The sequence below is a fragment of the Echinicola sp. 20G genome, assembly GCF_015533855.1.
Lineage (GTDB): Bacteria > Bacteroidota > Bacteroidia > Cytophagales > Cyclobacteriaceae > Echinicola.
The window spans coordinates 3,975,004-3,988,563 of sequence record NZ_AP024154.1 but is presented as its reverse complement, the minus strand read 5'-3'; the positions used below and the strand labels follow the sequence as shown (position 1 = coordinate 3,988,563).

The following is a 13,560-nucleotide window of genomic DNA, read 5'->3' as shown; positions in this document are numbered from 1 at the left end:
GCTATAAATTTTATTATTTTTGAACTACCTAAAAGATATGTCAGACACTCCTTCCAACACCGAAAATTTTGTAGATCAGGCGGAATCCATCATCCTTGAGAACGTCTCCAATGAAGAATTCGGTGTCTCTGACCTGGCAGAAGCCATGCATACGAGTCGTTCTAACCTACTCAGAAAGATCAAGCAACAAACTAAGCTTTCAGCGAGTCAGTTCATTCGTCAGGTTCGGTTAGAAAAAAGTATGGAGATACTTGGACAGACTTCCCTGACTGTTTCGGAAGTTTCCTTCAACGTTGGCTTTGGAAGTACTTCCTACTTTATCAAATGCTTCAGAGAATACTATGGTTATCCGCCTGGTGAGGTAGGAAGAAGAGGAAAGCTTGATAAAAGTTCAGCAGTCACATCGGCCAGACATCGACAGTTAGTGGCGATTATGTTCACTGATATTGAGGGATATACTGCCCTTATGCAAACGGATGAAAAGAAAGGTGTTGCCTATCGAGATCGGCATAGAAAAGTTTTTGATTCTACGACTAAAAAATACAACGGGCGCATTCTGCAGTATTATGGTGATGGCACATTAAGTACATTCTCAAGTGCTATCGATGCCGTGCGGTGTGGCATTGAAATGCAACTTGCTTTTAGGGAGGAACCTACAATCCCCATTCGAATTGGAATACATTCAGGCGATATCATTGTATCAGATGAAGAGATCATCGGGGATGGAGTAAATGTTGCTTCCCGTATTGAATCTCTTGCCAAGACTGGAAGTATTTATATCTCCGACAAGGTGTATGATGAAGTTAAAAATCAAGATGACCTTGTAACGGTGTCCATGGGCATTCATCAACTGAAAAACGTTACCAAGCCCATGGAAGTGTATGCCGTTTCCAATGATCAACTTGGTGCTATTGAGCGCTTGGATGCTGGCGTCTCAAAGAGAAAACCGATTGTGAAATGGTCCTTAATAGTTACAACCGTACTCCTAATGGCAATCCTTGTCTACTCTTTTGAAATATTCAATGGAAAATTGGGGTCAGATTCGGCTGTAAGTTCAAATGATAAGTCCATAGCCGTGTTGCCATTCAAAAATGAGAGCAGTGATTCATCGAACCAGTATTTCGTGAATGGTCTCATGGAGTCAACACTGAACAATCTTCAAAAAATCAAAGACCTGCGGGTAATCAGCAGATCTTCTGTAGAAAAATACAGAAACACAGATATGACCATTCCCGAAATAGCCGAAGAACTCCAGGTCAGTTATTTTGTAGAAGGCAGTGGTCAGAAGATCGGAGACCAAATACTACTCCATATCCAGCTGATTGAAGCCTCAACGGATCGGCATCTCTGGGCAGAGCAGTATAACCGGGAAGTTGTCGATGTTTTTGAATTGCAGAATGAAGTGGCTCGTAATATAGTCAGCTCCATAGAAGTCATCGTAACCCCTTCGGAACTTGATCTTATAGAGAAAAAACCTACTGAAAACCTGCTGGCCTATGATTATTATCTTCGGGCACTTGGCCCGCTTCATTCAAGAACGCATGATGGGCTTCAACAAGCCGTTGGATTATTGGAAAAAGCGATAGAACTAGACCCTGAATTCGCCCTGGCTTATGCCAACATCGCTATATCATACTATCTTCTTGAAATATCCCAATTGGAGAAACAGTACACCGAAAAGATTAATAGTTATGCAGATAAGGCCTTGCTTTATGATTCAAAATCTGCTGAGAGTCTCATCGCCAAGTCTTTTTATTATCTACAAACAAAGGAGTACAGCCTAGCCCTGCCACACCTTGAAAAGGCCCTGGAATATAACCCTAATTCATCTTTTGCCATACAGATGCTTGCAGATTTCTATTTTAGAATCATTCCCAACTCTGGTAAGTACCTGGAGTACGCCTTGAAAGGGGTTCAGCTTGATGTGGCAGCCAATGATGCTGTTACCCTGAGCTATCTCTACTTAAACCTTAGTAACGCCTTTATCCAGAATGGTTTTGTTGATGAGGCGATTACCTATATCAATAAATCACTTGACCTCTTTCCAGAAAACTATTTTGCACCTTATGTAAAGGCCTTGATCATGTATGCCAAGGAACCTGATATTGAACGGACCAAACAAACGTTAAAACAGGTCTGGAAAAAGGATACCACACGACTAGACATCTTGCAGGAGGTGGCCAATTTCTACTTTTACGAGGAGGACTATGACAGTGCTTTTTATTTCTTCAATAAATTCGTAACTGCCAAAGAAGCAAATGGACTGGATATTTATCCTCAGGAAGATTTAAGGATCGGTAAGGTTTATGAAAAGATGGGCTTGAAAGAACAATCGAAGCATTATTATCAGGCTTATACGGAATATTGTGAAAATGACCAGTCCATCTACAAAAATGCAAGCCTGGCTATGAAATTTGCTAATGAGGGGAAAATAGACCTAGCCATTGAACATCTTAATAGGTTTGCAACGCAGGATAATTTTCAATACTGGATGCTTGTATTTATGAAAATCGACCCACTGGTAAACCCTTTGAGAGATCATCCAGCATTTGATAAGGTCATGCAAAAGATCGAGGATCGGTTCTGGGAAAATCAGGCCAGACTAGAAAAGTCCCTGGAGGAAAAGGAACTGATTTAAATGTAAAGGGAATGTTTATATATCGTACCCAAACTCCAGAACAGTAGGGTGAAGAAGTAATCTTTACCAAGTTGGATTTCCTTGGTAGATAACTTGAATAAGCCTTCCCTACGGAAATATTGAACAATTTAAATCTTATTATTTATCAGTTCTGAAATTGGTTTTAACGCTATATTAGTAATATTCTCCTTAATCATAATTTGTCTTACATGTTCCGTAAGAAAAATGTAGAATGTTCCTTTAGGAGTAAAAAAATCACTTCCGTCCCAAGTTGCCAAGTCAAAAAACAAACCTACATATTTTTTATACTCGTCCCCCCAAGGAACAATTGGAGGGAAAGTTCGCAATACACTTTTGGAGTTAATTATTTCACCTACATCAGAACTTATAGATAGCATATAATAACTTTCTTCAACACCTCCATCTTTTAATTGGATTTCTGCTCTAGAAAATATAATTCCAGTCAAACCATTTTTATTGATTAAATCACGAAATTTTGAAGATACTAAGTAAATATTAGCGAAGGTAGACGGAACTACATCATAGAGTTGCTTTCCTTCATATTGCTTAAACCGCACAACATGGGTGCTTCCGTTTCTAAAAAGTGATTCCTGTTCCACTGAATCGTCCAATATATCTACACGCATAGCTCCTCTTCTATCCCCATCAAACAAGCTATACATCTCATCATTTTTTATACTCATGTTTAATAAATTTTAGATTCTTGTAAGAAACCTGTTCCAAAATCTATGATGACTGCAAGCAAGTGATTCATTTGTAATTTTCAAATAGCCAGAATAAAAAGACTTAGTTATTGAAACTACGCTCAGATGATGGTGTCTTGGGGATATGTTGTCTTCTGGTAAAAATTTTCGGAAATATTATATGTTTCAACATTCTCGAGACAGATATAAAAGCCAGAAAAGGGAATTACAAATTGCAAAAATAAAAGGGAGAAGAGGCATGGTTCAACCAATCGTTTTTTTACAAAACGCAATGATTGCATCTTCATTTACAGTTACAAAGGGTTAATAATTCACCATTATTAAACTCAATAGTCACTTCCACCTCATTAATGATATTTTGAGATGCTTTTTTTAATGTTCTATTTTGGGTATAAAAATATGTAGTACCAAAATAGAATGAAAATGTATTATCACTGATTATGTCTATGTTATCACCATGAAATTTATTCTTTAGATTTCCTTCATACAAGCAGCTCAATTTAAAGGAAATGAACTCTCCTGAAATAACTTTTTGAAATATTTCACTATTGTCAATTTTAATAACCATTTTCACTTCATCCGGTGAAGCCGTATCGAATCGTTTAAATTCCATACTTTGTACACAACTATTATTATTAGAATTACATGAGAAGAAAACCAATATACCTACCAATTGTATTAACTTATTCATACAGTAATTATTGAAACCATCTTATTTCTCGATCTTAAAAGAGTTATTCATCCCCTTTTTTTGTATCCTGCCAAAAATAAACGCCTCGTATGCTAAGGACATATTAGGGTTATCATAGGCATGGGAAAATCCATAGGAGAAGCCCTACCCTTTTCTCTCTCCAGAAACCACCAAATAAAATTCGGACATCCCCTCGACGTTCCCACGACGTCTCCTCTTTACTACCACCAGCTCCCAAGATTATAACTTGTTCGGCATAACTGGAATTGTGATTTCCTCGAGGAAAAGCAAAAAGAGATATACTTTTCTTAGGCGTGACGATTTTAATAATTCAACCAATTTTCCCCGAATAATAATGCTTGAACCATTCCGGCACTTCTTCATTTTTGATATCATTCCAAACCTTCTTTCCTCTTCCATTCAGCTTGAAATGTGCAAATAGGTTATGCCGTTCTCCTTCTTTGGAATTATCAAAAAAATAAGCCTGGTAACAATGCTGGGCTGCCTTGTATAACAAATCCATGGAGCGGTAATACCTGTCAATAATCTTATCCTCTGGAACATCGTGTCCATCCTGGGGAACCCTGACCTTCTTTACCCTATGAACATTTATTGTTGGATCTTCTGTGGAAACAAAGTAAAGGTAAACCTTATAACCTGCTTCCTTAGCCTGTTTGATGATTGCTACTTTGCTCGGATGAGAAAAAACCGTTTCGAAGGAAAATTTCACTCCTTCTTTTAATAATTTCTTTCTTAAAAAATCAGCCAGTATTTGGGCGATCCTTTCATATGGATTGTCATTCTTTTCATCTGCAATTTTTCGAATGACCTTTAAACGGTTATTGGATACTTTTATGCATTGCATCAGTCTAGGTAGTGGAAATTCTCTTCTGATCAATCCAGAATTATGAGCAACTTCCTCAAACTCCTGCTGATCATATATTATTTTATATGTAGAAAAATCAAGTCCACTATTGTAAAGGTCTTGAGCTATATCGTCTGCATTTATATAAATACCGAAGTCCAGTGTTTTACCACTTTGAACTTCGGTATTTCTAATGGCTTTTATGATGGAACTTTTGCCTGAACCGTTGGGACCAGCAAATATTCGCATGCGTTTGGTCATCAGTCCAGAATCAGTTTTTGGTTATCACTTCCATGGCTGATTTCCTTTACTTTTTCTATATGCCCATCTTCATATTTTTTGACTACCCAACCCTTCTCGGCGACCATCACATATCCATTGATCTCCATGGCTTTTTTGGCCCCTTCCTTAAAGGCCTTTGATGATTTCCTTTCTACCAAACGGGTGCTGATATATCTTAACTTATCCTTACTCATAACATTTACAATATTATAAAAATAGCGACTAACTACAACTACATTCCATTAAATGATATAACGCAGATCATAGAAAGACTGTTCAAAACCCATTATTAATGGCAAACAAACCGGATAAAAAAAACTTAAAATGTTTAATAAAAACTAAATAATCCCCAAAACAAATAAAACACCCCCATAGGAGGGACAAGCTTAAAGTTAAAGACTGTCTCACATTTATAAGAAAAATGGTCTTGTGGTTCTCCTGCAGTAAAGCCTTTATTCATTAACTCTCCGACAGGGCTTTGTTGGAGAGCGATTATCTTTTTAAAATCCTGAAATGTCCTATAGTTGATATATCAAGAAACAACGGTTGACAAAAGTCCCCAGTTGGTCAACTAATTTTTGAACCATATTTAAACATGAATTTTATGAAACCATTGATAAGAAAATCAGATTATCAAACCATTAGAAATATCCTCCTATCATCTAGATCCAATGGTCAGCACCACGACCTATTGCCATTGGAAAATGAACTGAAAAACTGTGAGGTTTTGGAGGATCCCCTGCTTGATGAACGGATAGTACGTTTATATTCCACTGTCGAGGTATTGGACCTGACCTTTAAAAACACCATCAAGCTTACATTGGTCCTTCCCCAAGATGCCAATATCAAGACTGGCCAGGTGTCCATTTTGGCACCATTGGCTGTAGCACTGATTGGATATCAGGAAGGCCATCAATTCAGTTGGACCTTACCAGCAGGAGAGCGGCAGCTCAAGATCTTAAAAGTAGATCAGAACAAATAATATAATCCCCCAGGTCAATATAATCACTTGGGGGATTTACTTTATGTATTCGCTAACGGGATTTACCCAAGTGATGTAAGGTTAAAATGCCCTGGAAGCTGATATCTTACCAAAAACCAAAAAAGGATATTCCTTTGTCACTTCACTCTCTTATAAATCATTTCACCTGAGCATGAAGAAAGCATATCATTACAGGGAAAATTATGAATAGTATATGACCATGGTCAAACAATTTGATGCTACCTGTCTTACTAGATGAATTCGTTTTATCCTGAGGGATCAAGTCATTCCTTTGTCCATATGGTTGAGCCTGTTCTTGATAGGGCCAATTTACAGATTGAAGCCTGACCAAAAGGATGTTTGTCCGTTTCTTGGGGACTGTTATGTGATCAGCGAGTGTTTGATCGGTACGGATGGTGAAGTGGCCTGGGCGGACTTTAGGTCAAAAACAAGCTATTATGCAGGAATGTATGAACAATATTTGCACTATTGACCTTCTCTATTAATAACCTGTTCCTGAAGCACATTCATAGCCAGTTACCCTATAATGAATTTTACAATCTATTTATCCACAATATGTTAGTGTTAAAAAAACACTCAATACATATATAAAATACCCCTTTTGGGGTATTTTATAATTAAACCCTTGTGCATAATTTGTGTGCATCATATACCACACACAGTATGATTAAAGATTTATTCCACTTTTCAAAGGATACCAGCCCAACGGATATATCGGCTTCCATTAAATTATGTACACTGGGGGTTACAGTCTTATCCTTTATGCTAACAGGCTACCAATTGGATACCAGGTATTTGCTGGGAGCAGCTTTCTGCTGTTTTTTAGCTTGGGTTCTTGAAATTTACTTGGTTGAAAAATCAAAAAGGTTCCACTATTATAAAAATGGTCAAAAAAGAAAAAAAGAATCCAATCCATCTATTAATGAACCTTCCAGAAGCATTTTAAAAAGACATATCCTTTCATTTACCGGATGTTTTTATACCTCCATATGCCTCATTTTGATTATAGTCGTTACGGTCGCTTGATGTAATTTAAATTATTGAATTTCCGCCATAATAAAACAGGATAAGCCAAAGACTTATCCTGATTCAAATTATGAAGTAGAGAATAGATTCTCTAGTGATCCTAATGCTCAAGCAAGCAAAGTCTCAATGTCAATTTTACATCATTAACACCCCCAACCAGTCTATCCAAACTAAAAATCGGGTAGGATAGAAAAAAATCACCCATTTTCTGATTAAGTAAGTATGACCTATCATTACATTAGACCTTAAACCACTTGAAAACATCTTATCACCTAACCAATGTAAATATACAACAAAAAAACGAATATAAATTACATTTTATAATAAATATATTTTTTGCATACTGAATTGAATTGCTTAAAATAATCAATAAACGACATGTATATACAACCAATAAAAGCCATATATAACCAGATCTACCTTAAATAATTGATCTATTAAACTGTTAATAGATGGTGTTTTGGTTAATCTTTGTTATCAACTCAATTGATGAAATACCACCTTTTTTTATATGTTTGAATCTTACAATAACAATATGACCTACGTTGCAATAATCATTCAAGAACATTATTGTAATGGATTCGGCTACACCAAAGAGAATCGATTGCATAGTTCAATGTCTTTCAACCTATCAGGCAATAGAGACGCTTAATATTTTTAATAACTGCCAGAACTAAATGATCAAAAAGGCTTGTTAAAAGATTATTCTTGCTCTAAAGTTAATACCAAAAATATGAGAGAAAACAATGAAGATCGAGCCGCTCCCAAAATAATGAGTGGTATCCTAAAGGTTAAATCAAGAACACTCCTTACTCCCCATTATATTAGGTTAATCCTTGAAGGAGAACACCTGAAGAACTTTTCAATGGCGCAAGTTGGCGATAACAACAAGCTTTTGATCCCTACAGACCCAGCCGTTCCGATGCAGCTTCCCTTAGCCCCCAAAAGTAAACAAGAAAACGGAGCAGCTGGAGCAATTGTCAGAACTTATACTTTAAGAGATCTAAATACCCATAAGGGAGAAATGACTGTTGATTTTGTCGCCCATGGAGAAAACGGGCCAGCTTCCAAATGGGCACTCAATGCTAAAAAGGGTGACCAAATTGGGGTATTAATGAAAATGAAAGGTAAAGAGTTGTACATGGAAGCCGACTTTTATGCCCTGATCGGTGACCATACTGCCCTTCCTGTTATCAGTGTAATACTGTCTCAGCTCCCTAGCGATGCAAAAGGAGTTGCAATCATTGAAGTACCTGGTCCTGAGGATACCCTAACACTTGAAAAACCAGAAAACATTTCAGTTTCATGGATCTATAATCCTACTCCAGAGAAAGGATCCTCTTTATTTGGAGAAGTAGAGAGAATTGACTTTCCTAAAAACCTAAGGAAGTTTGTATTCTCTGCAGGAGAGTTCCACTCCATTAAAGTCATCCAAAATTACTTTCGCAACTCTGATTTCCTTCGACACGAATGGAGAGCTTATTCTTATTGGAAAGCAGGACAAAGTGAAGATAAAAGTTCTGCCGACCGGGCAGCTGTGGCTCATCGCGGTAATTGAACCTCAACCTGATAAGGGTATGCCTGATTGCCTCCTCTAATACCACTCCAACAAATCTTACATACTTGCACGATTGATCATCAATAATTATGAGTTTTAAATCCTAAGATCTATATGGTTTTAAAATCAATATTCATTGGTCGAAATCAGCATATAAAAATAGCATCAAACTTAAACTTAAGGAGAAACCCTACTATTATTTTTCCAGACATAAACGTAGGAATAATCCAAACCCCCTCGCTATTTACTCATGTTTTGTAGAAGTTCTGATGGCCGTTGTCATTGAGGGCTTCTTGTGTACGTCTATTTATCTGAAAACAGGTCTTTCAAATAGCCTATACCTTGGCTTGATAATTGACCATCTACTTGTAGGGGATGCTGGAAAATAGAGTTTAAAATTATAATTTCACTAATTCCAGTAGGATTGACCTATCAATCCGGGAAATGCTGATCCAGTATTTCTTTTAATGCCTCTGGACGAAGGGGCTTGGTATTATATCCTGATATTTCAGGAAAAGAAGCTGCACGGCTGATGTCGTCCGGATTTCCTGATGTACTTAACATGACTACCACCGCATCTGCTTTTCTTTCATGAGAAAGATTCTTATATGCTTCCATAAATTCCCATCCGTCCATAACTGGCATATTAATATCCAATAAGATCAATTGAGGCCTAATTAAGTTCTTGTCTTGATTTGTAAATGACTCATCATTTTTAAGAAACTCTATTGCTTCTTTACCATTCAGTGCAACATTGATTTGTTCGGCCAATTTAAGTTTGGTAAGTATTTTACGATTGGCAAAATTTGTGGCTTCATCATCATCCACCAACAAAATTGATTTTATTTTAGTACTCATCTTTTATACTTAAAGGTAATTCGAAGAAGAATATACTTCCTTTCCCAGCTTCCGACTCTACCCACAATCTTCCATGATGCAATTCAGCAATCTTTTTACAATGGGACAAGCCAATACCATATCCCTCATACTCATTTCTGTTGTGCAGCCTTTTGAATATTTGAAATATCTTATTCACATCTTTCTTTTCAATACCTATCCCATTGTCCTTTACAGCAAAAAGGATAGATTCTGTTTGTTTAAGGGCTGAAACTTCAACTTTTGGTGAATCACTAATGTTGAATTTAAGTGCATTTGTAATCAGGTTCTGAAAAAGAATACGTAATTCCGTCTCATAACCATTGACCTTTGGTAAAGGTTTCAAATCTAACTGGGCTTTTTTTCTAGATACTAGATTTGAAATGTCAGACCAAACATTTTCAACCAATGCTTCCATGTCCACTGACTTAAAAGTTTCTGATTTCCCCAATCTCGAATATTCGAGTAATCCATGTACCAAATCACTCATCCTTTTGGAAGAAGTAGAAATAAATTCTGCATATTGAATCAAATCCTCTTTTACAAAATCACTTTGAAGTTCATCTATCAAGTATTCTGTAAAGGTATTTATTGTGCGTAGCGGTTCCTGCAAATCATGTGATGCTAAATAGGTGAATTGCTCCAGTTCTTTGTTTTTTCTGGTTATATCATTGATAAACTTCTCTTTTAGATCATCTGCCTTTTTTCTTTCTGTAAGGTCCCTTGTAACTTTGCTAAAACCTATCACCTTTCCTGAATCATCATGAACACAGGTAATAGTAATGCTGCCCCAAAATAGACTTTTATCCTTTCTTACCCTCCAACCTTCATCTATTGCTTTGCCAGTTTTCAATGCTAGCTCAATCAAGCTATCAGGTTTTTTTAAGCCCAGGTCTTCTTGGGAATAAAACTTACGGAAGTTTTGACCGATTATTTCTTGGGCCTCATATCCTTTAATTCTCTGAGCACCAAGGTTCCAGTCCAAAATAATCCCATCAGGGTTCATGAAAATAATAGCATAGTCTTCTATATCATGAATGGCCTTGCTCAGGTAATCTTTGTTGGAAATCATGTGATAATAAATTCGGGTGATCAAAGCCTTCTCCCTTAAGCATTTCTATTTAAAGACATGGGAGAAAACCTCTAAGGTGTTTGTATACGCTGTTAAATTATTACATCAAATACCCCTTAGTGTATCTGAATGTCAATAATCTGATTACAATATTAATTGGAAGTAAAGAATAATTCAAAATACAATCGGATAATCTCAAAAAATCTATATGCATGGTACTTTGCCACCATAAAGGGTCGGTTAATGGAAAAAACACTTTAAAAATATACTCCCTACACTATTTAAAATCAGTTTATAAGTATATGATAGTTAAAATTTTAGATTCTCAGGGGATATTAAAGTAGCTATTTAAAGTTTCAACTATAGTAAAAGCCATGTTTTTCTTAAGAAAAACATGGCTTTGGGTCAAATTACAAGGATTATTTATCGCATATTAGTCATGGACAATAAATTAAATTTGGAGCCTCTTCTATAAAAACATCCAAAACACCGTCAGCAATCTTTATTTTCCCATCAAATCTAGTTGCACCAGGTATGCTTAAAACCTCAGAGGCCTCTTTAGCAAGTTCTTTGGCTTTTAAAAAGTAAACTTGGCAATTCTTATTACCACTGTTGGCAGCTTCTAACCCTTCAGCTGTTAGGATTAAGGCTTTGCCCCATATTTCCATCGCTACTAACCAAGGTTCAGCTTCATCAATAAATACAGGATCAACCACGGCACGAATAATATTAGGAGACTGATAGAATTTATTGGCGTATTTTTTTAAACTATTGATTTCTATTTCTTTTGAATCGGGATCTCCAAAAGCCAACACTTTTCTAATGTTATCAAGTATTGCTTTCAACACTGGCGCCTGTTCTTGCCAAGGTTGACTTCCGAAAGTAGGCGCTAGGTGCTGGGTATCAAAAAACATCAATAGCGCGTCAGTTGCCCTTTTATCTCCATTTGCCAGATTTTGCGCAGCGATATGCCAAATAATATCTGGATCATAGGCCTTATCATTCCAAGCAAATGAACTAACCCCGGTTACAGCAACTCTACTTGGCATTTCCTGATTCATAGGATTAGACAGGATACCTGATAATTCCTTGGATAAACCTGCCTCGCGATATCTATATGGAGCAAGTAATAGTCGACCAATAGTTTGGCCAAAATCATTGACAGGGTAATTATCCCAAAGGAGTGTTTTCCTGCCAAATGCTTTGGTGGCCTTACTTGCATCTTGATTGGATATGGATGGTGGCACCACATCTGTACCTGTCCATTGAATCACTATTTTAGGATTTAAATTTGCTATCAACGCATTCTTGTAGTCACTCTCACTGGCATTATAATATTCAGTAGGCACCATTATCAATGGACTGATTTTTGGATCCATTTTATCTAGAATTTGCTGGAGCTTATTGAGAAGTTCAGACTGGGCAATCCCTGCAGCGGTCGTTCCAGATTCACCATAGTAAGCTTCATCTTGATCACAATTCCATTTAGTATATTCAATATCATCCAGTGCCACATAAAAATCCCTCACTCCAATGGCATATAATTTCTCAAATTTCGTTTTTAAAGCCTCAAGGTCGCCCGAATTAGAAAAACAAATCGTTGGACCTGGTGAAATCGCATAAACAAAATTAACATGGTTCTTTTCAGAGGTTTCAACCAGCGCAGCTAACTCTTCCAAGGTCTCCTTGGGATATGCTTCTCGCCATTGGTCTCTGGCATAAGGGTCGTCTTTTGGGCTATATACATAGGTATTTGCCTTGACGCTACCCAAAAATTCCAAATGCGCTTTTCTACTTTCCATAGACCATGGCTTTCCATAAAAGCCTTCAATTGTTCCTCTAATTGGCATTGCCGGATAATCCTGAATAACAAGGTTCGATATGGCCTCCTGCATGACCAATTGACTGAATGTTTGGGCAGCATAAAACAGCCCGTTTTCGTCACTTCCAGCTAGTGTTACAAGCGATCCATCATCTATGGAAGCACTTGCCAAGGTATAAGCTTCCTTTCTGGATTCTACTCCTGTGTTAACTTTATCCAATGCTGCTTGAATAGTTTCTTCACTTTTTGACCCTACAACTATGTAAGTATGATCTAAATGATCTGGCAGATTCTTCGCGTAATTTATATCATTAACTCCCGCTTTATTTAATGCTGCAATAATCAGTTCTTCTATTTCGGGACTCAATTTATTTTTGACAAGCGTAACGGTTGGAGTCATTAAAAACTCCCCTTTCTTCAATTGCAATGAAACTGGTTCCGGAAAAACTAATGGTCTGTATAAAATTCTAGCTTGATTGTTAATTTGTGCAAAACTAAAACTGCAACTCAATACGAGAAGCATGAAGCTCATGATAAAGGATTTCATTGGTTTGAAGGGGATTAGGATTTTATAAATGTCGTCTTTCTCTCATTAGAAAACTTCAATCACTCAGAGAAACAAAGCTGACAACAAGGTATTTAATTCAAACAACAAATCAAACTTTTATAATTTTTTTAAATATCAATATTATAATGAAAAAATATTTACAATAACACCTCGATTTCAAAATCATTATAATTAAATATTTAAAATCTGAAAGCCCGGTTATAAAGTAGAAGCCATGTCTTTCAAAACAATCTGCTTATCGTTCCATTTTTTCAATTCAAATATTGATTGCAGTCTCTTGGTATTCTTACTTCCCCAATCCGAGCATCCAAATAGGTTTCGTTGAACAAATTGAGCTCTTTCACCTCAGATCTCAAAGAACGATTAAAAGGCTCATAAACATAATCTTTCATGGTATTGTTATTTATTTCCTAGAGCCATTCTTATTTGGGTTG

At 36.7% G+C, this 13,560-nt stretch carries 13 protein-coding genes; 5 read left to right on the top strand and 8 right to left on the bottom strand.

The window, feature by feature from the left end:
* The first annotated feature begins 19 nt into the window (after positions 1-19).
* Entirely contained in the window at positions 20-2,638 is a 2,619-nt protein-coding gene (locus tag JL001_RS16170) for a helix-turn-helix domain-containing protein (RefSeq protein WP_200977933.1), read from the top strand.
* 128 nt (positions 2,639-2,766) lie between these two features.
* On the opposite strand, the gene JL001_RS16165 is transcribed toward JL001_RS16170, so the two are convergent.
* The 4 genes from JL001_RS16165 to JL001_RS16150 form a co-directional block, all read right to left on the bottom strand.
* A complete protein-coding gene (locus JL001_RS16165; protein WP_200977931.1) occupies positions 2,767-3,342 on the bottom strand; it encodes an imm11 family protein in 576 nt (191 codons plus the stop codon).
* Positions 3,343-3,646: 304 nt separating this feature from the next.
* Complete coding sequence (locus tag JL001_RS16160; RefSeq protein WP_200977928.1) at positions 3,647-4,054, bottom strand: hypothetical protein; 408 nt, start codon at positions 4,052-4,054, stop codon at positions 3,647-3,649.
* A 331-nt stretch (positions 4,055-4,385) separates the two neighbouring features.
* Positions 4,386-5,180, bottom strand: coding sequence for a zeta toxin family protein (locus JL001_RS16155; RefSeq protein WP_200977926.1), 795 nt, complete (start codon positions 5,178-5,180; stop codon positions 4,386-4,388).
* Positions 5,180-5,395: a hypothetical protein gene (locus tag JL001_RS16150; RefSeq protein WP_192010083.1), complete on the bottom strand. Its 216-nt coding sequence runs from the start codon at positions 5,393-5,395 to the stop codon at positions 5,180-5,182. The genes JL001_RS16155 and JL001_RS16150 overlap by 1 nt, the downstream gene beginning before the upstream one ends.
* A gap of 410 nt (positions 5,396-5,805) precedes the next feature.
* On the opposite strand from JL001_RS16150, the gene JL001_RS16145 reads away from it, so the two are divergent.
* From JL001_RS16145 to JL001_RS16130, 4 genes are all read left to right on the top strand, one after another.
* Positions 5,806-6,183, top strand: coding sequence for a GreA/GreB family elongation factor (locus tag JL001_RS16145; protein ID WP_200977924.1), 378 nt, complete (start codon positions 5,806-5,808; stop codon positions 6,181-6,183).
* A 337-nt stretch (positions 6,184-6,520) separates the two neighbouring features.
* The gene (locus JL001_RS16140) at positions 6,521-6,676 is read left to right on the top strand and encodes a hypothetical protein (protein WP_236252852.1); all 156 of its coding nucleotides are present in this window, start codon (positions 6,521-6,523) and stop codon (positions 6,674-6,676) included.
* A 191-nt stretch (positions 6,677-6,867) separates the two neighbouring features.
* Positions 6,868-7,230 carry a hypothetical protein gene (locus JL001_RS16135; protein ID WP_200977919.1) on the top strand — a complete coding sequence of 121 codons (363 nt, stop codon included), beginning with the start codon at positions 6,868-6,870 and terminating at the stop codon, positions 7,228-7,230.
* Between the two features lie 733 nt (positions 7,231-7,963).
* A complete protein-coding gene (locus JL001_RS16130; protein ID WP_200977917.1) occupies positions 7,964-8,788 on the top strand; it encodes a siderophore-interacting protein in 825 nt (274 codons plus the stop codon).
* 432 nt (positions 8,789-9,220) lie between these two features.
* Here JL001_RS16130 and JL001_RS16125 read toward each other — a convergent pair whose 3' ends face one another.
* The 4 genes from JL001_RS16125 to JL001_RS16110 all read right to left on the bottom strand — a co-directional run bounded on the left by JL001_RS16125 (position 9,221) and on the right by JL001_RS16110 (position 13,518).
* Positions 9,221-9,646 carry a response regulator gene (locus tag JL001_RS16125; protein ID WP_200977915.1) on the bottom strand — a complete coding sequence of 142 codons (426 nt, stop codon included), beginning with the start codon at positions 9,644-9,646 and terminating at the stop codon, positions 9,221-9,223.
* Positions 9,636-10,736 (bottom strand): ATP-binding protein, encoded by a 1,101-nt coding sequence (locus tag JL001_RS16120; protein ID WP_200977913.1) that lies wholly within the window; start codon positions 10,734-10,736, stop codon positions 9,636-9,638. Before JL001_RS16120 ends, JL001_RS16125 begins: the two co-directional genes overlap by 11 nt.
* A 437-nt stretch (positions 10,737-11,173) precedes the next feature.
* On the bottom strand, positions 11,174-13,105 hold the full coding sequence (locus JL001_RS16115) for a beta-N-acetylglucosaminidase domain-containing protein (protein WP_200977911.1): 1,932 nt from the start codon (positions 13,103-13,105) through the stop codon (positions 11,174-11,176).
* A 272-nt stretch (positions 13,106-13,377) separates the two neighbouring features.
* On the bottom strand, positions 13,378-13,518 hold the full coding sequence (locus JL001_RS16110; RefSeq protein WP_200977909.1) for a hypothetical protein: 141 nt from the start codon (positions 13,516-13,518) through the stop codon (positions 13,378-13,380).
* Between the last annotated feature and the right edge of the window lie 42 nt (positions 13,519-13,560).

Bases quoted from the DNA above. Each gene is read 5' to 3' on its own strand.
- JL001_RS16155 (WP_200977926.1), bottom strand. From the start codon at position 5,180: ATGACCAAACGCATGCGAATATTTGCTGGTCCCAACGGTTCAGGCAAA.
- JL001_RS16125 (WP_200977915.1), bottom strand. From the start codon at position 9,646: ATGAGTACTAAAATAAAATCAATTTTGTTGGTGGATGATGATGAAGCC.
- JL001_RS16165 (WP_200977931.1), bottom strand. From the start codon at position 3,342: ATGAGTATAAAAAATGATGAGATGTATAGCTTGTTTGATGGGGATAGA.
- JL001_RS16130 (WP_200977917.1), top strand. From the start codon at position 7,964: ATGAGAGAAAACAATGAAGATCGAGCCGCTCCCAAAATAATGAGTGGT.
- JL001_RS16115 (WP_200977911.1), bottom strand. From the start codon at position 13,105: ATGAAATCCTTTATCATGAGCTTCATGCTTCTCGTATTGAGTTGCAGT.
- JL001_RS16135 (WP_200977919.1), top strand. From the start codon at position 6,868: ATGATTAAAGATTTATTCCACTTTTCAAAGGATACCAGCCCAACGGAT.
- JL001_RS16145 (WP_200977924.1), top strand. From the start codon at position 5,806: ATGAAACCATTGATAAGAAAATCAGATTATCAAACCATTAGAAATATC.
- JL001_RS16110 (WP_200977909.1), bottom strand. From the start codon at position 13,518: ATGAAAGATTATGTTTATGAGCCTTTTAATCGTTCTTTGAGATCTGAG.
- JL001_RS16160 (WP_200977928.1), bottom strand. From the start codon at position 4,054: ATGAATAAGTTAATACAATTGGTAGGTATATTGGTTTTCTTCTCATGT.
- JL001_RS16120 (WP_200977913.1), bottom strand. From the start codon at position 10,736: ATGATTTCCAACAAAGATTACCTGAGCAAGGCCATTCATGATATAGAA.
- JL001_RS16150 (WP_192010083.1), bottom strand. From the start codon at position 5,395: ATGAGTAAGGATAAGTTAAGATATATCAGCACCCGTTTGGTAGAAAGG.